13 protein-coding genes and 2 pseudogenes are annotated in these 19,432 nt (G+C 71.8%); 2 read left to right on the top strand and 13 right to left on the bottom strand.

Features of this window, described 5'->3' with window-relative positions:
* The first annotated feature begins 11 nt into the window (after positions 1-11).
* Positions 12-1,265, top strand: a complete 1,254-nt coding sequence (locus ACZ6YG_RS43625; protein ID WP_466021250.1) for an MFS transporter — start codon at positions 12-14, stop codon at positions 1,263-1,265.
* A 1-nt stretch (position 1,266) separates the two neighbouring features.
* On the opposite strand, the gene ACZ6YG_RS43620 is transcribed toward ACZ6YG_RS43625, so the two are convergent.
* The gene (locus tag ACZ6YG_RS43620) at positions 1,267-2,469 is read right to left on the bottom strand and encodes an erythromycin esterase family protein (protein WP_466021249.1); all 1,203 of its coding nucleotides are present in this window, start codon (positions 2,467-2,469) and stop codon (positions 1,267-1,269) included.
* 427 nt (positions 2,470-2,896) lie between these two features.
* On the opposite strand from ACZ6YG_RS43620, the gene ACZ6YG_RS43615 reads away from it, so the two are divergent.
* A complete protein-coding gene (locus tag ACZ6YG_RS43615) occupies positions 2,897-4,348 on the top strand; it encodes a family 43 glycosylhydrolase (RefSeq protein WP_466021248.1) in 1,452 nt (483 codons plus the stop codon).
* Between the two features lie 40 nt (positions 4,349-4,388).
* Here the strand turns inward: ACZ6YG_RS43615 and ACZ6YG_RS43610 are convergent, their stop codons facing one another.
* The 12 genes and pseudogenes from ACZ6YG_RS43610 to ACZ6YG_RS43555 all read right to left on the bottom strand — a co-directional run bounded on the left by ACZ6YG_RS43610 (position 4,389) and on the right by ACZ6YG_RS43555 (position 19,408).
* Positions 4,389-5,261, bottom strand: a complete 873-nt coding sequence (locus ACZ6YG_RS43610; protein WP_271277535.1) for a hypothetical protein — start codon at positions 5,259-5,261, stop codon at positions 4,389-4,391.
* Positions 5,262-5,409: 148 nt separating this feature from the next.
* Positions 5,410-7,887: a GH116 family glycosyl-hydrolase gene (locus ACZ6YG_RS43605; RefSeq protein ID WP_466021247.1), complete on the bottom strand. Its 2,478-nt coding sequence runs from the start codon at positions 7,885-7,887 to the stop codon at positions 5,410-5,412.
* Positions 7,884-8,702: a carbohydrate ABC transporter permease gene (locus ACZ6YG_RS43600; protein ID WP_466021246.1), complete on the bottom strand. Its 819-nt coding sequence runs from the start codon at positions 8,700-8,702 to the stop codon at positions 7,884-7,886. Before ACZ6YG_RS43600 ends, ACZ6YG_RS43605 begins: the two co-directional genes overlap by 4 nt.
* Positions 8,699-9,631: a carbohydrate ABC transporter permease gene (locus tag ACZ6YG_RS43595; protein WP_271277532.1), complete on the bottom strand. Its 933-nt coding sequence runs from the start codon at positions 9,629-9,631 to the stop codon at positions 8,699-8,701. The genes ACZ6YG_RS43600 and ACZ6YG_RS43595 overlap by 4 nt, the downstream gene beginning before the upstream one ends.
* Positions 9,632-9,687: 56 nt before the next feature.
* Positions 9,688-11,004, bottom strand: coding sequence for an ABC transporter substrate-binding protein (locus ACZ6YG_RS43590; RefSeq protein WP_466021245.1), 1,317 nt, complete (start codon positions 11,002-11,004; stop codon positions 9,688-9,690).
* A 16-nt stretch (positions 11,005-11,020) separates the two neighbouring features.
* Positions 11,021-11,401 (bottom strand): DUF2961 domain-containing protein, encoded by a 381-nt coding sequence (locus tag ACZ6YG_RS43585; RefSeq protein WP_466021257.1) that lies wholly within the window; start codon positions 11,399-11,401, stop codon positions 11,021-11,023.
* A 10-nt stretch (positions 11,402-11,411) separates the two neighbouring features.
* Positions 11,412-11,915 (bottom strand): annotated as a pseudogene (locus ACZ6YG_RS43580) (glycoside hydrolase family 172 protein); the annotation flags it as partial.
* Between the two features lie 282 nt (positions 11,916-12,197).
* The gene (locus tag ACZ6YG_RS43575) at positions 12,198-13,688 is read right to left on the bottom strand and encodes a DUF4185 domain-containing protein (protein ID WP_466021244.1); all 1,491 of its coding nucleotides are present in this window, start codon (positions 13,686-13,688) and stop codon (positions 12,198-12,200) included.
* A complete protein-coding gene (locus tag ACZ6YG_RS43570) occupies positions 13,685-15,325 on the bottom strand; it encodes a hypothetical protein (RefSeq protein WP_466021243.1) in 1,641 nt (546 codons plus the stop codon). The genes ACZ6YG_RS43575 and ACZ6YG_RS43570 overlap by 4 nt, the downstream gene beginning before the upstream one ends.
* Positions 15,326-15,334: 9 nt before the next feature.
* Positions 15,335-16,795: an FGGY-family carbohydrate kinase gene (locus tag ACZ6YG_RS43565; RefSeq protein WP_466021242.1), complete on the bottom strand. Its 1,461-nt coding sequence runs from the start codon at positions 16,793-16,795 to the stop codon at positions 15,335-15,337.
* A 69-nt stretch (positions 16,796-16,864) separates the two neighbouring features.
* Positions 16,865-17,857, bottom strand: coding sequence for a LacI family DNA-binding transcriptional regulator (locus ACZ6YG_RS43560; protein ID WP_466021241.1), 993 nt, complete (start codon positions 17,855-17,857; stop codon positions 16,865-16,867).
* A 141-nt stretch (positions 17,858-17,998) separates the two neighbouring features.
* Positions 17,999-19,408, bottom strand: a pseudogene (locus ACZ6YG_RS43555) (ABC transporter substrate-binding protein).
* Positions 19,409-19,432: the final 24 nt, after the last annotated feature.

Here is a 19,432-nt window from a genome sequence, read left to right as displayed (position 1 = left end):
TCGGAAAGCCGATGTCCGTCACCGCGCCCGCCCGCCGGGCCCGCGTCGCCGTCGCGGCGCTGTTCCTCACCAACGGCGCCGTGTTCTTCAACATCGTCCCCCGCTACCCGCAGATCAAGGCCGACCTCGGGGTGACCAACGCCGTCTTCGGCACCGCGCTCGCGGGATACCCGCTGGGCGCGCTGCTGGCCGGGCTCCTCGCCGGCGCCGCCATCCGCCGCTTCCGCTCCGCGCGGGTGGCGGCGTTCGGGATCGTCCTGACGACGATCGCGACGCTGGTCCTGCCCTTCGTGCCGAACTGGGTCGCGTTCGGCGGCGTGCTGTTCGTCGTGGGCGCTCTCGACGCGATCGTCGACGTCGCCCAGAACGCCCACGGCCTGCGCGTCCAGCGGCTCTACCGGCGCTCCATCGTGAACTCGCTGCACGGCCTGTGGAGCGTCGGCGCGGTGCTGGGCGGCCTGATGGGCGCGGCCGCCGCCGGTCTCCGGCTGCCCCTGGCGATCCACCTGGCCATCTCCGCCGCGCTGTTCAGCGTCGTCGCCGTGGTCGCCTACCGGTTCCTGCTGTCCGGCCCGGAGGACGCCGAGCGAACCGCCGAGGCCCAGGACCCGGCCGCCGCAGACGGCCATCCAGCCGCCCCGGCCGCCGCCGACGGCCATCCGGCCGCCCCGCCCGTCCGCGGCGGGCGGCGCTCGTTCGCCGGCCCCGCCGTGCGGATGCTGGCCGCGCTCGGCGTGCTGGCGGCCTGCGGCGCGCTCGTCGAGGACGCCGGCGCGTCCTGGGGCGCCCTCTACCTCAGCGGCCTGCACGCCGACGCCGCCACCGCCGGTCTGGCCGTGGTGGCCTTCCAGGCCGCCATGACCGCCGGCCGCCTCACCGGCGACCGCGTGGTGGACCGCTTCGGCCGGCGCGCCGTCGCGCGGGCGGGAGGGGTGCTGGCCGCCGCCGGCATGGGCGGCGCGCTCGCCGTGCCGTCGATCGCGACCGCGCTGATCGGCTTCGCCCTGGCCGGGCTCGGCTTCGCGACGCTCGTCCCCGCCGCCATGCACACCGCCGACGAGTTGCCGGGGCTGCCCCCCGGCACCGGCCTGACCGTCGTCAGCTGGCTGCTGCGCGGGGGACTCCTGCTGTCCCCGCTCCTCGTCGGACTCGTCGCCGACCTCGTCAGCCTCCGCGCCGGGCTGCTCTCCGTCGTGCTGGCGGGCCTCGTCACGGTCGTCTTCGCCCGTGCCCTGGTCGACCGGGAACACGTCCAGTCGCGCTGACCTACCTCGGCGGCATGTCCTTGACGTACACGATGCCGTCGCTCTGAGCCAGGTGGGCCGGATCGAGGGGGAAGTAGCCGAACCAGGAGGACTCGCGGGGCCCGGGCGGCGCATCGGCGAGGACGGCGGCCAGCCGGCGGGCGTCGACGACGCAGCGGTCCTCCGGGAGCGCGTACAGGAGCCCTTCGACGGTGTCCGGGGGCGGGGTGTCCACCCCCTGGTGCCGGATCGTGCCGAGAGCCCCGGCCACGAAGGCGTACTCCTCGCCCAGATGGGCGCTCACCAGCGCGCCGGCGCCCCACCAGTCCAGCGGCAGGTCGCCCATCCGCATCGCGGCCTCGTGCCGCTGCAGGTGGAGGTTGTGGGCGTGGACCAGCACCGGACCCCGCCGTGCGGCCGCGAGGAGGTTGTCGGCCATGATCGAATCCCGTACGCCCAGCAGCCGCGCCATGCGGCCCGGCGAGTCGTCGGCCATCCAGAAGTGGTAGCGCATCAGGCCGGTGGCGGCTCTGGCGTACTGGCGCGCGCGTTCCCAGGCGTCCCGTGAGGTCGCCGCGATCAGGTGCGGCGTCCGCTCGTCGAGCAGCGCCGCCAGGTCGTCGGCGAGCAGCCGCAGCTCGCGGGCCTCGGCCGACCGTCCCACGGACCGGGACGGATCCATCATCGCCGCCTCGTCGGTCCACCGCTCGTCGGCGCCGAGCAGGCGGTCGAGCGTCTCCGCGGTGCAGGGGAGCAGGCTCTCGTGCACCAGGGCCGCGAGGTAGCCGTGAAGAGCGGTGAGCGACTCCCGGGGGCTCGCCGGGCCGGTGATCTCCATCGGGCCGTCGACACCGGCGAAGCGCAGCCGCTCCGGCGCGGGCCGGCCCTCGTTGTGGGCGCGCATCCAGCGCACGAGCTCGCGGTTGCCCGCCGCCGCGCCCCACCCGTGGCTGATGCCGCGCTCCATGACCTCGTCGAGGGTGCCCTCGCCCGTGGCGACGTAGTCGTCCACGACCAGGCCCATCACGCAGTCGCTCTCGATGGCGATCGTCGTGTAGCCCTCCTGCTCGACGAGCTGCCGGAAGAGCTCGTTGCGGACGTCGAGCAGGAGCTCCTCGCCGTGGGTCGGCTCGCCCAGCGCGAGCACCCGCGGCCGAGCCGGGAGCAGCCGCATGACGGCGGCGGCCTCGACGGCATGGGCGGTGTCCTTGATGCCACTAGTCATGCCATCAACGGTATCGTTGGATATACGGTTGAGACTTTGCTCGCCTCCATGCCTGGTTGAGGCGCACAACCCTCAAAAAGGGGTCAGCTGTCCGACCTAGCGGCCACGGGCGCGGCGGCACGGACGCGCGACGGTCGCGAGCGGTGAAACTTTCAGCGCGCCGCGCCGGGCGACCGGAGCCGCGCGGGGCGATCCCCCGTGGGGATCACGGGCAGGTGGCGGGCGGCGGCGGGGACCGCGGGCGGCGGCGGGCGCCGTTCCTGCGGTACGGCGGGGCTGCGCGCGATTCCTTGACCGGCCGGGTGTTCGCGCTAACACTGGGCGCACAACCAGGATGACCCGTCGGCCCTCGGTGGTGTAGTTCTCGATCGACCTTCCTTTCTCGACAGCCCAGCCATCTGTTAGCGCTAACATCGAGAGGCGCTCCATGAACAGACCCGCCCCCTCACGACCGAGACCCCGCCGCGCCGTCACGGCAGCCGTCGTGGCGCTGCTGGCCATGTGCCAGACCCTCGTGGCCGCCGGGCAGGCGGCCGCCGCGACGATCGACACCAGCGCCTGGTACGTGCTGGTCAACCGGCACAGCGGCAAGGTCATGGACGTCTACGAGCGCGCCACGGCCGACGGCGCGTCCATCGTCCAGTGGGCCCGCAACGACGGCGCCTGGCAGCAGTGGCAGTTCGTCGACTCCGGAGGCGGCCACTACCGCCTGCGCTCCCGCCACAGCGGCAAGGTCCTCGACGTCCGCGACAACTCCACCGCCGACGGCGCGAACATCGTCCAGTGGAGCGACCGCAACGGCGCCAACCAGCAGTTCCGCGTCGCCGACACCGACAACGGCTTCGTCAAGCTGATCAACCGCAACAGCGGCAAGGCTCTGGAGGTCTGGGAGTGGTCGACCGCCGACGGCGGACGGCTGTCGCAGTACGCCGACCTGAACGGCGCCAACCAGCAGTGGCAGCTCGTCAAGCTGGGCGACTCGTCCACGCCGCCGCCCTCCTACCCCGACCCCGGCACCGTCACCGGCTCCGTCAACGTGCACGATCCCGAGGTGGCCAAGACTCCCGCCGGCGGCTATCTGCTGGCCCACACCGGCGAGGGCATCCAGCTGAAGACCTCGGCCGACCGGACGGCCTGGCGCAACGCCGGGTCCGCCTTCCCCGGCGGCGTGCCGTGGGCGCATCCGTACACGAACGGCGGCAACACGCTCTGGGCTCCGGACATCACCTACACCGGCGGCCGCTACGTCATGTACTACTCGGCCTCCACCTTCGGCTCCAACCGCTCGGCGATCTTCCTCGCCACCAGCACGAGCGGGGCGTCGGGGTCGTGGACCAACCAGGGCCTGGTCATCGAGTCGCGGACCTCGGACGACTTCAACGCCATCGACCCCAACCTCATCGTCGACGACCAGGGCCGCTGGTGGCTGAGCTTCGGCTCGTTCTGGTCCGGCATCAAGATGATCCAGCTCGACCCGGCCACCGGCAGGCGGCTCGGCTCGGCCTTCCACTCGATCGCCGGCCGCAACGGCGGCGCGATCGAGGCGCCGACCGTCTACCGGCACGGCGCCTACTACTACCTGCTGGTCTCCTTCGACGCGTGCTGCCGGGGCGCCGCCAGCACCTACCGCGTCATGGCCGGCCGCTCCACCTCGGTGACCGGCCCGTACGTGGACCGCAACGGGGTGGCGCTGACCGCCGGCGGCGGCACGCAGATCCTGGCCGGCCACGGCGACATCCACGGCCCCGGCCACCAGGCGGTCCTCGCCGACACCGACGGCGACGTCCTCTTCTACCACTGGTACGCGGCGGACAACTCGTCCCGGCTGGGCATCAACAAGATCGGCTATGACGCGGCCGGCTGGCCGTACGTCCACTGACGCGGCAGGGCGGCCGGCACGCGCCGCGCCCGGCCGCCCTCTACCCGCCCCCGGCGTCCCCGTGCACCCCGGTCGCCCGCAGCAGGTGCGGGCGCAGGAGTTCGGCCCGCTGCAGGGGCAGCCCGCCGGCCCGCGCGGCGCCGGTGAGCGCGTCGGCGATCCAGCCGGGCTCCACCTGACCGCCGTCCGGCCGCCTGATCAGCGGCTCGTCGGCGCCCCGTCCGGCGGACTCGGCCTCCAGCAGGCGGCGGATCTGCGGCGAGATCGGGTACGCGACCGGGTCCCGCTCGTCGCGCACGACGAGCACGACGGGCGGGCCGTCGCCGGGCAGCGCGTGCAGGTCGCGGGCCGACAGCGAGGCGAGCGCGTCCGCGGACGTGCCGGTGGCCTCCAGCAGGGCGACGGCGAGCGCCTCGGCGCGCCGGCCGTCACCGGCCAGCCGCGCGATCCCCCTGCGCAGCAGGCGTCGTTCGTCCCGGGTGAGGCGGGACGTGCCGTTCAGGATGCGCTGCGCCCGTACGGCGCCGGTCCGCTCGGCGTGCGCGTAGAAGGAGGCCACGACGGCGCGCCTGCCTGCCACCGTCGCCTGGGCCAGCGGCCTGGCGGCGACGCCGTCGCCGGTGGTGAGTGCGGCGTAGCAGTAGGCGTCCAGATGGGTGGCGGAGGCGGCCAGCGGTTCGAGGCCCTGTTCGGCCGCGTACAGCCAGCGCAGCCATGAGGCGAGGACCCGCAGGCAGGTCCGCCGCCGGGCCGTGGAGGGCCTGCCCGCGAGCCAGGTCATGGCCGCGCGCCAGGTCAGCGGGTCCAGCGCGTCGACCAGGGCCACGTCGGCGTCGCCCCGGCCGCGGTGGGGCGGGCCAAGCCCTCCGAGCTGACCGACGCTGGTCAGGCCGGAATCGTCCAGGCGGCTCATGCGGTGACCATGACCCCCGAAGTGGTGCCGTATGTCGCGGAGGCGGCGACGTGCCGAATATAGCGGACCATGCATGACAGACCGATCACGAATAGATCATTCCACGATCTGCCATGCCGTCAGCAGCGTCCGGCTGAGTAGCGGGCGTTCAGTGACAGATGATCTCGCTGATCCTCAGCTCGCCGTGCGCGGGAACCACGCGGGCGCCGCCGGCGTCCCGGACCAGGGTTCCCCAGCCCGTCGGGAGCAGCAGCGGCCATCGGCCGTGCCCGCGCGGCGCCAGGGTGAGGCGCCCGCTGGTGGCGTCATAGGAGGCTCCCGCCAGGGCGTCGAGCACCGACCAGCCGGCCATGGCGCGCACGTAGTGGTCGCCGCACTCGATCTCGTTGTAGGGGTTGCGCCGGCCGCCGTCGTAGCGGCGCCAGAGCCCGGCGAGGATCGCCTGCGCCTCCTCCTCCAGCCCTTCCCACAGGCAGTGCGCCGCGACCTGGTACTCGCTGCCGGTCCACACCTCGTCGCAGTAGCGGGTGGGCACCGCCGGCCGGCCGCCGAGCGGCCAGGTGCACATGAGCAGCCCGGTGTCGTCCTCGTCGGCGAAGACCCGGTAGGGATGGTCGAAGTCGCGGAAACCGGTGCGCAGGTTGTGCCCGACTATCGCGCGGAGGGCCGAGACGACGTGCTCGCGAGGCAGCAGGTGGCCGAGGCCGAGCTGGTGCGCCCACCACTGCCCGATGAGCTGGTCGGCCAGACAGCCTTCGAGCCACTGGAACTCGGCCGAATCGCCCTCCTCCAAAACCTGCACGTAGTACGAGCCGTTGAACAGCGCCTCGTCGTAGCGGGCGCTGCCGCGGTCGAACAGTTCGCGCAGCTCCGCGGCCAGGCCCGGCTCTCCGGCCGGCACCGCCATCTCCTCGGCGGCCCGCAACGCCGCCAGCCAGAGCGTGCCCATGAACGGGTTGAGCCCGCACAGGTCGATGTCGTGGGTGGACGGCTGCACGCCGTGCAGCACCCCGCTGTCCTCGGGGTCCCAGGTCGCCCGGACGTGCCCCAGCAGCCGCTTCACCCCGGGCCACCAGGGCTCCAGCGGGGCGCCGTGCCGTACCTCGCGGTAGGTCTTCAGCACGGCCCCGAGCATGCCGTCGAGCGCGGGCTCGACCGGCCCCCCGATGGGCACGTCCCAGAGCTGGCGCAGGTAGGTCGGCGCGATCACCCGGTGCGGCAGGTAACCCTCCGGCGCCTGCATGACCTCGTACTCGGTGGCGCGCATGCTCCGCTCCAGCGACGGGAAGAGCCTGGCCACCGCCTGCGCGTAGTTCCAGACGTGGGTGCAGTTGAGCGGGCAGGAGCCCCCCACGTCGCCCGACCACATCACGGTCGAGGCGCCCAGCACCCCCTCGAAGCCGAAGAACGCCCCGTCGGCCGTCCGGAAGCACGACGGGCTGCGCGGGATCGACGCCTGCGCGGCCAGGTGTTCGGCCGCCTGGGCGGGCAGGCTGCTGTCCGCCAGGACGTCCACCCACCGCAGCGAGGTGTCGCGGAGCGGCGTCCACCGCTCGCGCACGTGGGCCGCCACGTCGAGGGCGTCGGCGAAGCGGGTGGCGTAGGCGTTGCCGAGCCAGAACCTGGTCGGCCCCCACTGCGGGTTCGGCGGACCGAACTGTACGAAGTTCGCGTAGCGGTTCGGGAAGTACCACGCCAGGCACAACCGGACGGCACGGGTCTCACCGGGAGCCAGCACCATCGGAGCGACCACGCCGCCGTTCCACGTCAGGCCCGCCGGGCTCGGCCCGAACCCCTGCCGCGGCCCGCTCGCCTGGTAGTCGGCCTGCCAGGACGCGTGCCGCGCCCGTTCCGCGTCACCGTAGACCGCGCGCCCGGCCACGAAGGCGAGGAACTCGTCGGGATGCGTCCACTGCGGCAGCACCGCCGCGTCGGCCGCGTCCACGGTCAGCACCATCTGCCCGGCGCCGGGCGACACCGGGTCGATCACCGGGTTCTCCATGACCAGCGAGGTCCAGCCGCCCGCGCGGCGCACGCTGTTGACGTTGCCGCCGTAGCCGAGCCCGCGCACGCCGTCGATCGGCGTGGTCCCGTCATGCCCGACCGGGTTCTGCGCGGCCGCCGCCAGCCACACCTGCGCCGGCAGCGGCCCCGGATTGGCGATCGTGAAGGTGAACAGCGCGACCGGCAGCGAGCTGTCGTCCACGTCGAGCGGGACCAGCGGGTTGAACGCCTCCAGCCCGACCTCGACGGGCAGCCCGTGGTACTCCAGATGGGCGAAGGGATAGAGGCCGCGGAAGGTCGTCCCGCTCACCCCCCGGCGCGTGCGCAGCAGATCGCGCTGCCACGCGGGCACGTGGTCGTCGTTCACCAGCGGCGTGGCCGGAGCGTCCGGGGACCGCGCCTGAAGGACGAACAGCTCGTTCGCGGGCGGCTCCCACGTGCTGACGCGCAGCGCGAAGAACGTGTACGGCAGGACGCCGCGATGGTTGCCGCAGTTCTGCAGCTGCCACTGGCGCAGCCCGCCGTCCGCGCCGATCGCGAGGTTGCCGGTGCCGATCCCGCCGAGCGGCATGGCCACGTGCCTGCCCCGCCCGTGCGGGATGGGCCGGGCCGCGCCGTTCACTTGAGCCCCGAGAGGCGCACGCCGCGGATGATGTGCCGCTGGAAGATCAGGAACAGCACGATGACAGGCAGGGCGGCCAGCGTCGAACCGGCCATCAGCAGGCCGTGCTCGCTCGTCCGCTCGGAGCGGAAGGTCGCCAGGTACTGCTGGATCGGGAAGAGCTCAGGATCGGTGATGGTCAGCACCGGCCAGATGTAGGAGTTCCAGAACATCAGGAACGACGTCGCCCCGACCACCACGAACGCGCCCTTCGAGAGCGGGACGAAGATGTGGCGGAAGATCCGCCACGGCCCCGCCCCGTCGAGCTGGGCGGCCTCCTCCAGCACCGCCGGCACCGACAGGAAGAACTGGCGCAGGAAGAAGACCTGCACGCCCGCCGCCGCGCCGGGGATCACCAGCACCGCCAGGCTGTCGAGCATGCCCAGCTCGGTCACCACGATGAAGGAGGTCAGCATGATCGCGATCCCCGGGATGAACATCGTGGTGAGCACGATGACCCAGATCGTCCGCTTGAAGGCGAACTCCAGCCGCGCGAAGGCATAGGCGCCCAGCGCGTTGACCACCAGGCTGAGCGCCGCGAACAGGGCGGCGCCGGCGAACGTCACGCCCAGCGAGCGCAGGAACGCCTCGTCGGCCAGAAGTTGCGCGTAGTTGTCCCAGCGCCACATCTCGGGGAAGAACTGGAACGGGGTCGCCACGACCTCGGTCTTGGCCTTGAACCCCGCCATCGCCAGCCACGCGAGCGGGAACAACGCGGCGACGACGAAGACCGCGGCCAGGCCGTACCGCAGGATCGCGCCGGGTGCGCCTCTCATGCGTCCATCGCCTTCTCTGATCTGACCAGCCGGAAGATGATCGCCGACACCGTGCCGAGCACGGCGAACAGCAGCAGCGCGGCGGCGATCGAGTAGCCGACGTACAGGTCGGTGGTGAAATGCTGAAGGATGAACAGGTTCGGCAGGTTGGTGGAGTTCACCGGGCCGCCCTGGGTCATCAGCAACGGCAGGATGAGGAACTGCAGCGACGCCGCGAAGCCGGTGATCAGCAGGAACAGGATGACGTTCTTCATGAGCGGCAGCGTGATCCTGAACATCTTCGTCCACGGGCCGGCGCCGTCGAGCGAGGCGCACTCGTAGTAGGTCTCCGGGATGTCCAGCAGCCCGGCCAGCATGATCAGGGAGGCCACGCCCATGCCGATCCAGATCGCCGGGACCGCGATGGCCGGCAGCGCGGTGACGGTGTCGCCGAGCCAGGGGATCGCCTCGATGCCGAAGAAGTCGAGGAACCAGTTGAGCAGCCCGCCGCGGTGGGTGTAGATGAGCGTGAAGACGATGGCCGCGATCACCTCGGAGATCACCGCGGGCACGTAGATCGTCACCTTCATCACGGTCGCCATCCGCCGGCTGACCGACTTGACCAGGTTGGCGAAGACGAACGCGATCGTGACCTGCGCGGGGACCACGATGGCGGAGAAGAGCAGGCCGCGCGTCACCGAGTTGACGAACTCCACGTCGGTGAGCACGTTGAGGTAGTTGCGCAGCCCGACGAAGACGGCCGGGTCGTAGAAGCTCCAGGTGAAGAAGCTGATGTAGACCGCGTGCAGCAGCGGCCAGACGACGAAGACGCCGAGCAGGGCCAGCAGCGGGGCCAGCATGACGAAGGCGGCCCGGTTCTCCCGCCTCGGCCGGGGGCGGGCGCCGGCGCGCGGCCGGGCGCGCGTGGCCCGCAGTGACGTGACAGCCACCGGCACTCCTTTCTCCGCCGCCGGTCCGGCGCGGACCGGCGGCGGGCTGTGCGGGATCAGGATCCCTGTCCGGCCAGGTCGTTCTTGGCGATCAGCTCTTTGATCTCCGCGTCGGCCGCTCGCAGGGCCTCGTCGATGTCCTTGCCCTGCAGCGCCTTCTCGACGGCCTTGCCGAAGGCCAGGCTGACGGCCCAGTCATAGGCCGGCTCCGCCTTGGCGTACCGCACGACCCGCTCCTCGATCGTCTTGGCCCACGGGTTCTCGGTCGCCGCCGGGTCCTTCGCGATCGCCTCGGCGACGGCGGCGCGCGGCGAGTACTTGGAGAACTTGGTGTTCTTGAAGAACTCGACGAGCAGCGTGGTGTCCTCGGCCAGCAGCCAGGAGACGAAGCCGGCGGAGGCGCGGGCGTCGCGGGACTTGGCGTCGACGACCAGCGTCCAGCCGCCGAGCGTCGCGGTCGGCTTGGTGGCGTCGCCGTCGAAGGAGGGCAGGGCCGCCGCGCCGATCTGGCCCACCAGCTTCGGATAGTCCTGCAGCAGCACGCTGGCCGCCCACGAGCCGCACACCATCATCGCGGTCTTGCCCTGGCCCAGCGGGTTGGCGTCGGCGTACGGCGCGAGCGGCTGCTTGGGCATGATCCCCTGCTGGTAGAGCGTCTGGTAGACCTGCAGCAGCTGCTTGTAGGCGGGGTCGGCGGCGCGCGGCGCGGACCAGTCGTCGCTGATCGGCAGGTGCCCGGCCGCGTTCCACTGCAGGCCCCACGTCGACCAGGCCAGGTCGATCTGGTTGGCGGCGGTGACGACGCCCGCGACGTCCTTGGTGGTCAGCTTCCTGCCGTAGCCGATGAGCTCCTGCCAGGTGGCCGGCGGCCGCTCGGGGTCGAGCCCGGCCTGGGCGAACAGGTCCTTGCGGTAGAAGAGCACGGCCGACGGCTCCACCAGCATCGGGTACCCGTACTTCTTGCCGTCGTGCTCCACCGAGGCGAGCACCGGCTCCTGCAGCCCGGTCCACTTGTCGGCCGGGATGAGCGGGTCGAGCGCCTGGATCACGCCGGTGCGGGCGAAGCCGGGCACCTTGCTGTAGTTGACCGTGTAGACGTCGGGCGCCTTGCCCGCGGCCTGGGCGGACCTCATCTTCTGGTCCCAGGTGTCCGCCGGGACGATCACGTGCTTGAGCACGACCTTGTCCTGGGACCTGTTGAAGGCCGCGACGGCCTTCTTGTACCAGGCGTCCTCCTGGTCGGTGAACTTCTGCTGCCAGAGCGTGATCTCGGACTTGCCGGGCGCCGACGGGCCGGCGCCCGATCCGCAGCCGGCGGCCAGCACGGTCGCGCCGGCCACGGCCGCGACCAGCCGGATGAGTGGTGTGCGCACGACGTCTCCTTTCGCGTCACAGGATGGGCAGCCGGGCGCTGACGGGCGGGAGCGTGAACGGCCGGTGCGGGAGCTCTTGGTACCAGTACGCGACCGAGGACAGGTCGTCCTGGCGGCGGTTGGCGTGACCGTGCTCGATGGTCACCTTGATGGAGGTGGTGAAGGGCACCGGGTCCTCGACGTGGAAGCGGTACATCGAGATCTGCCCCGACCAGTTCTCCCCGCCGGGCAGTGTCAGGCCGTGGTACGGGGCGTGGTAGGACTGGCTCGGGCACCAGGCGGTGTTGAAGTAGTCCTCGGTTCCGGTGCCGTGCAGGCTGGGCGGGAAGGCCTCGCCGTCGATGAAGATCATGTCGTCGCCCTCGCCGTACCAGTTCCAGTCGGAGGTGCGGCGCAGGTTGGTGACGTTTCAGGACGCAGCCCACGTAGTGGCCGCGGCCCTCGGCCTCCAGGATGAGGTAGTTGCCCGCCCCGTCCTGGTTGGTGCCGCCGAACAGGTACTCGGCGTTCGTCATGGACCCCTGGCCGACGCCGTCGGCGGGGTTCTCCCGCCGCCACTGGGCGTGGAAGCGGCCCAGTCCGTCACCCAGCTCGTCGAACTCGTCGTAGTCGATGTAGTAGTAGAACCAGAGCACCTCCTCCTCGCACTCGCTGGTCAGCTCGAACCTCGCCCGGCTGCCGAACGGCATGTGGAACCAGCAGTTGAAGGCCTTGCCGTCCTGCGGGCTCATCTGCAGCGGCGCCGAGACGAAGTTCGCGGTGCGGGCGTGGCCCATGCCGAAGAAGTCGCCCAGCGGCACGAGCACGCTGGGGTGCTCGTTGTCGTCCCAGAAGACGCGCAGCACGAGCTTGCGGAGGAAGTCGCGGTCGTGCGTCTCCGGCGTGCCGGGGTCGCGCGGCGCCACGGTCATCCAGATGTGGTTGACCGAGCCGGCGCCGCGGATGTCGGCGAGGGTCACGGTCTCGCCCGGCGCCACCGTGACGCGGTCGTCGTTGCCGCCCGAACGGTCCCAGCTCGACACCCTCCTGCGGCGTTGCGAGCGCAGCCGCGGCAGGTCGCGCAGGCTGCTGCCGTACTGGCCATACGTCACGGTTCCTCCTGGATATGAGAAATCGATTGCCGCTTCCTATCGCCCCGCGGGTGACAGGTCAATGAGCGTTACGCGATCGATGTACGGGGTCCCGCACATCGATCAGGACTTCACCAGGGCGAAGTCGTCCAGCTGCAGCCACATGTCGCCGTTGTCCGTCCAGATCCCCGCGAAGACCTCGATCGAGCCGCGGTTTCCGCTGTTGAAGGTGACGGTGCGCTTGGTCCAGCCGCCGAGCGCGCGGAAGTTGAGCTCCGCGAACGGGGCGCCACCGGGGGCGCGGACGCCGAAGAAGCCGTTGTCGTTGTCGGGCGAGGTGCGCAGCCAGCCGGTCAGCGTGTAGTTCGTGTGGGGCGTGACCTGGACGGTCTGGTAGATGTCATGCCAGCCGCGGTTGTAGCGGACGAAGGCGTTGCGGTCGGCGGTGAAGGCCCAGGTGCCCTGGTCGACGCCGCCGTTGCCGCGCACCTTCCAGGGCGCCGCGACCGTGTTCGTGGTCTGGCGTTCGAAGCTCGGGTCGCGGACGAGGTTCGGGTTGGCGATGGTCCCGTCCGGGTTCAGCTGGACGCGGATCAGGTAGACGTTGTAGGGCGTCCACTGCGACAGCGCCAGATAGAGGTCCGGCCCCGACGACCAGGGATGCATGTAGCCGCCGTAGAGCCCGGGGAAGTCGGCGAAGCTCGCCACCACCGCCGGGCCGCTCCACGGGCCGGTGGGCGCGCTCGCGCTCCTCAGCACGACGTCGCTGCCCTTGAGGTAGGTCATCAGCCACTTGCCGGTGTGGGCGTTGAACTGGACCGACAGCTCCGACACCGGCGCCGCGACGATCGGGGCGGCGAGCGTGTCGGCGCCGGACTGCCAGGAGCTGCCCGTCCAGTACTGGTAGGCGGACTTGGTCAGGACCGCGGTCTCGGGCACCCGGGCCAGGTAGGCGGCGCCCTGGCGGCCGTTCGGCGTGCCGAACATGTAGACGTGGCCGTCGCGGCGGACGAAGGCCGCCATCTGGAAGTGGTCGGCGCCGCCGGGGTTGTCCCAGCGAGGGCCGCCGCTGGTCACCCAGGTCTGGCCGTTGTCGTCGGAGTAGGCGATGGCGGAGTAGTTGGTGTCCCAGTAGCCGGGCTCGCCCCAGTGCCGCACCGACATGTAGGCGAGGTACTGCCGCGTCCCCACCGACACCCCGGCCGTGGGGATCACGGTGATCTCGTCGCCGTCGGCCTTCCTGCTCGGGATGAGCTCCTTGGCGTGGCCGGGCCGGTCGGTGGCCGCGCCGCTGAAGGACATGCCGTCGGCCAGGTTCCGGTCGGTGCTGCGCAGCAGCACCTGGCTGCGCCAGTCGTCGCCGTTGGCGCCCGGCGGCTGCCAGGAGGCGCCGAACGTGTCGCCGAACGCGGCCAGGATCTCCCCGCGGCCGTTGTCCCACATGACGCCGAGGTCGGTCGCCTTGACCTGCCAGGCGGTGTCGGTGGCGCTGACCGAGCCGGGACCGGTCATCTTGCTCACCACGACGGCGGGGGAGTGGGTCGTCGAGGCCTGGGCCGGCCCGGTCAGCGCCAGGCCCAGGAGCGGGATCAGCGCGATGCGTAAGGGCTTCACAGGGCCCCTCCTTCTAAGGAGATTCCGCACAGGTGCACGTGCACGCCGAGTTCGGCGAAGGCCGCGGCCTTGGCGGCGAGGGCGCGGTCCGCGCCGTCGGCGTCGTCCGCGTAGGCCACGTTGAGGTGGTTGGCCCGGTGGCGGGCCATGAACTGGTCGCGGGTGACGCCGTGCAGCACGGCGTGCATGATCGGCCACTGCGGGGTCGTGGCGTCGAGCCTGCGCCTGGTCTCCTCCTCGGGCAGCTCGACGACGGTCGCCCGGCCGAGGTCGGCGTGCAGCTCGCCGTCCATGATGAACACGCGCGACCAGACGATCTCGCCCGGCTTGGAGACGCCGCTGAGCGTGCCGCCGCCGAGCGGGAAGTACATCGGGGGCTGCCGCATGCTCCACGAGGCGCGGTAGCCGCCGTTGTGCGAGGCGGGTACGGAGCCCGAGATCTCGAAGACCCAGACGAACCGGCCGTCGTACTCCTCGCCCCAGCGGATGTCGTGCAGCGTGGTGGCCGGGTCGAGGCCCATCGCGGTCCAGACGCGGTTGGTGATCAGCGAGTCCACGGCGACGCCCTCGTCGACCTCGTTGAAGTGCGGCAGCGGCCGTCCCGCGTACAGCTCGCGGGAACCGTCGCGGCTGAGCACCGGCGGGCGGGAGACGTTGTTGAGCAGGCCCTCCGCCAGGTCGCTGGCCGGGACCACGTCCTTCAGGCCCTGCTGGTACTGGATGCCGACCGCGTCGAGGCCGAAGTCGTCGGCGATCCGCAGCGCGGCGACGTACATCTTGAACTGGCTGGTCAGCTGGGCCTCGGTCAGCTCGGTGGCCTCGTCCGTGCCGAGGTGGAAGGTCAGGCCCTCCCGGTCGAGCCAGGCGCGGACCCGCCCGGCCTCCTCGTCGCCGACCCGCCGCATCTCGGCGACGAGCGCGCTCTGCGACAGGCGCTCCTTGTAGATCCCGAGGGGGTTGAGCAGCTCGTCGTCGATGATGGCGTTGTACATGCCCATGCAGCCCTCGTCGAAGACGCCGATGATGGCCTTCTCGGTGGCGAGCTGCCGGGCGACGGCCTTGCCGAGGGCGATCTCCAGGCTGTCCCCTTCCGGCTGATATTTCGTGACATGTCTGGTGTCGTGGGTGATCTCTCCGGTCTCCAGCCAGGTCTTGAGGCCGTGCCGCGACCACTCGTCGGTGAACTCCTCGCTCCACAGCACCGAGTACGGGCGACCCGCCTTGGTCAGGCTCCCGGCCAGGTTCAGCAGGCCGACCAGGCCGGGCCACTGCCCGCTCCAGTTGGCCACGATCAGGACCGGGCCGCGATGGCCGCGCAGCCCCGCCAGCACGTGGTGGCTGTACTGCCAGACCGCCTCGACGACGATGAGCGGCGCGTCCGGCGGCAGGGTCCTGAAGACGTCGATGCCGGCGCGCTGGCTGTCGATGAAACCGTGACCCTTGACGGGGTCGACCTCGTGTCCGCGCCGCACCGACCAGCCGAGCTCGCCGAGCGCCCTGGCGAGATCGGCTTCCAGCTTCTCCTGGACCGGCCAGCAGGTCTGGTTGGCGCTCTGGCGCAGGTCGCCGCTCGCGACGGTGTAGACCACGCCGGGCTCCGCCGCGGGCGGCTCGATGAGCTGGGGGAATGCGTACATGTCTGCCCTTCAACGATGCTGACGGTCGGCGAGCTCGTGGACGAGGCTCGCCGTGCTGGGGTAGAGCCGCAGGTAGAGGCGGTAGAGCTCGTCGTACGCGGCCGACGACTCCGGCTGCGGGGTGACCACGTGGCGCACGGGGTTCCAGGCGTCGGCGCCGGCCTCGCCGACGAGCCCGGCGGCGAGCAGCGCGCTGCCGTACGAGGCGCCGATGGAGGTGACCCGGACCTCCTGCGGCAGGCCGGTGATGTCGGAGACGATCTGGGTCCACAGGGCGCCCCGGGTGCCGCCGCCGACGGCGACGGCGCGGCGCACGTCGCCGCCGGCCGCCCGGATGGTCTCGACGTTGTGGCGCACGGCGAAGCCGGTCGCCTCCAGGGCGGCCCGGTAGAGGTCGCCGCGGGTGTGCGAGAGGGTCAGGCCGGCGATCACGCCCCTGGCGCGCGGGTCCATGACCGGGGTGCGCTCGCCGGCGAAGTAGGGCAGCATGAGCAGGCCGTTGGCGCCTGCGCCGGACTCTCCGGCCTCCGCCAGGAGCTCCTCGTAGCCGGCGCCGGACAGGTCGCGCAGCCACGTGGTGATCGCGCCCGAGGTCGCCATGCCGCCGGCCAGGTTGTAGGTGCCGGGCACCGCGCCGACCGTCCCCCAGAGGCCGGGCCAGGTCAGGTGCTCGGCGGTGGTGTGGACGAGGAACATGGTCGTGCCGTACATGAGCATGAGGTCGCCCGCGCCGTGGGCGCCGACGCTGAGCGCCTCGGCCCAGGCGTCGATCGTCCCGGTGGTCACCGGGATGCCCGCCGGCAGGCCGGTCTCCCGGGCGGCCTCGCGGGTGACCGTGCCCGCCTGCTCGCCGGGCCAGCGCAGCGGGGGCAGCTCGATGCCCGGCGCGACCGCGTCGGCCCAGGGCCGGTGCCAGCCGAGGGCGCCGACGTCGTAGAGCGGCGTGCACTGGCTGGCCGAGTGGTGGTCGAGCACGTAGGCGCCGGTGAGCCTGCGCACCAGCCAGGAGCTCGGCATGTACAGCCGCCGCGCCCTCGCGTACCGTCCGGGCTCCTCGTCGGCGATCCACGCGATCTTCGCGCCGGCCGCCTGGCTCGACAGGTCCGAGCCGCCCCTCCGCCGGATCTCGTCCTTCCCCAGCTCGCGTTCGAGCCGGTCGATCTGCGCGGTGGCGCGGGTGTCGACGCCGTAGAGGATCGCGGGCCGCACCGGCTCGTCGCCGGCGTCGGCGAGCAGGACGCACGGCCCCATGCCGCTCACCCCGACCGCGCCGACCGTCACGTCCCGCGCCAGCTCACGGGCCAGCTCGGCGAACTCCCGCCACCAGTGGCGGCCGTCCATCTCGAACCGTCCCGGCCCCGGCCGGTCCACCGTGTGCTCGCGTGCCGCCGACCGACGCACCGTGCCGTCGGGGCCGACCAGCACGCCCTTGCTGCTGGAGGTCCCGATGTCGACGCCGAGCACGTACACGAGCAACCCCTGGGAAATCGATTGCTGACTTCGCCGACGCTAATGAACCCCGCCGACGGAGTCAACAGCTCAGCGGCGCGAGCTCTCCCGTACGTGCAACTGGGTGTGCAGGGTGACGCTGCTCGCCGGGCGGGTCGGCTCGGTGATCCGCTCGGCGAGCAGCAGGGCGGCGGTACGGCCCAGCTCGTAGGTGGGCTGGTCCACGGTCGTCAGCGTGGGCCGGACCAGGTGGGCCCACGGGATGTTGTCGAACCCGGCCACGCCGACCTCCTGGGGGATGCGCACCCCCTGGTCGACCAGGCATTCGACGGCGCCGACCGTCATCAGGTTGTTGGCCGCGAAGACGGCGTCGGGCCGGGGATCCTGCCGCAGCAGGTCCGCCATCGCCGCGTAACCGCCCTCCTCGCGGAAGTCGGCGAACCTGATCAGCTCCGTCCTGACCTTGCGGCCGGCGGCGCGCAGTGCCCGCTGGTAGCCGCGCAGGCGCTGGGCCGCCGTCGACAACCGGCGCGGGCCGGTGACGCAGGCGATGCGCTCGTATCCCGCCTCGATGAGGTGCTCGGTGGCCAGCTGCGCGCCGTGCTCGTTGTCCACCATCACGGTGTCGACGGCGACGCCGCGGGGCAGCCGGTCGATGACGACCACCGGGACCCCGGCCTCCACCAGCCGGTTCACGTGCCCGCCCCGGCCCGAAGGAGAGATGATCACCCCGGCCATCTGGTCGTTGAGCGCGGCGGTGACGTACTTGCCCTCCTTGGCGGGATCCTCGTCGCTGTTGCACAGGACGACCGAGAAGCCGGCCTTCTGCGCGACGTCCTCCACGCCGCGGACCATCGCGGTGAAGAACGGGTTGCCGATGTCGGAGATGATGACGGCCCACAGCGTGGTCCGGCTCCTGCGCAGGTTGCGCGCCACGGCGTTGGGCCGGTACTTGAGCTCGCCCATGGCCTGCCGGACCCGCTCGGCCAGCGCCGGATCCACGCTCGACCGCCCGTTGACCACCCGCGAAACCGTCGCCGCGGACACCCCCGCGTGGCGCGCCACGTCGTAGATCGTCGTCATCCCGTCCTCGTTTCGGATCGTCTGGGGGAAGACTAACGGCAATCGATTCCCCCGTCGGGAGGCGCTGTCCCGATCCGGCCGGACTCCGGGTGGACGCCCGCCGGCGGGGTGCTCTCGGCCACCCCGCCGGCGGGCCCGCCGCTACTGGGCGTCGACGATGAAGTAGCCGCCGGTGTTCTCCAGCGGAGCCAGCGGCGTCAGCTTCTTGGCGGCGGCGTCGTACTTCACGACACCGGCGCAGGCGGCGGCGAGCACCCGTCCGGCGGGCCAGGACTGCGAGCAGGTGACGCCCTGGATCGCCTCGTAGCCGAACGAGCCGCCGTTGAGCACGTTGGCCAGCTTCTCGGCGGTGGGCTCACCCTCGATCTCGGCGAACGCCTGCAGGAACAGGTCGGCCGCCCAGTACGTCGTCACCGTGCCGATGCCGTCGGCCGGGGCGTCCGACCCGATCGCCCTGAGGTCCTCGCTGACCTGGGCGAAGCTGTCCCCGCCGAACGCCATGGCGCCCTGGGCCGTGGTGCCGATCATGCCGTCGACCGTCTGCGCCGTGCCGGGGTTGTCGAGCAGCGCCTGCGCCGCCTGCCCGTAGATCATGTCGCCGGTCCAGCCCAGCGACTTCAGCGCGCCGAGCACGCCCAGCAGCGCCGGCGCGGTGACGTTGGCCGCCACCACGTTCGCGCCCGACGCCATGATGCGCGAGGCGATCGGGGTGTAGTCGGACAGCGGCGGCTCGGTGGCGCTGGGCAGGTCCGCCTCGGCGTAGACGACGCTGAGGCCGAGGTTCTCGGCGGTCGCCCGGGACGAGATGACGCCCGCCTTGCCGTAGGGGTCGGAGGAGGCGAAGACGCCGAACTTGATGGAGGCGGCGTCCTTGCCGGTCGCCTTGAGATACTGCTCCAGCGAGGCGGAGGAGCCCACCGCCTTGCCGGGCAGCACCTCCGGGCACGAGGTCTGCCCCTAGTTGCTGTACATCCACGGGTTCTTGTCCCAGGTGCAGAAGTCCTGCCCCAGCCAGCCGAACGTCGGGACCCTGTGCTTGGCGATGTAGTCGCCGTTCACCCCGGAGGCCGGCACGTACGGCACCAGGGCGAAGACCTTCTTGGACTCGACGAGGTTCTGGGTGGCGTGCTGCGAGGCGGCCGGCTGGCCGTTGTCGTCCTGGAACCCGGCGTACTCGAAGGTGTAGCCGTTCACGCCGCCCTCGCGGTTGGCCCGCTCGAAGCGGGCCCGCGCGCCCACGTCGAGGCCGGGCAGGGTGTGCTGGCCCGCCTTGGTGTTGGTCCCGGTCCCGCCCACGGTGATGACCTTGCCGTTGACGCCGCGCACCGTCTCGCCGGTGAGCTCCGGCAGGTCGCCGAGGAGCTTGGCGACCTCCTCACCGGCCTGCTGCGCGGTCAGCGGCTCGGTCGCGGCCTTGGCGGCACCCGTGCCTGACGAACCGGAGGAGGCGGTGCCGGAGCCCCCGCCGCATGCCGTGGTGAAGGAGAAGAGGGCGGTCACGGCCACCGCTGACGTGACCCGCCGGAACCGGCGGGGACGAGGAATGGTCATGGTGTTGCCTTTCTGGTTCGGTCA

This window comes from Nonomuraea sp. NPDC054003, from assembly GCF_055585125.1.
This window is presented reverse-complemented; position numbering and strand designations above follow the sequence as displayed.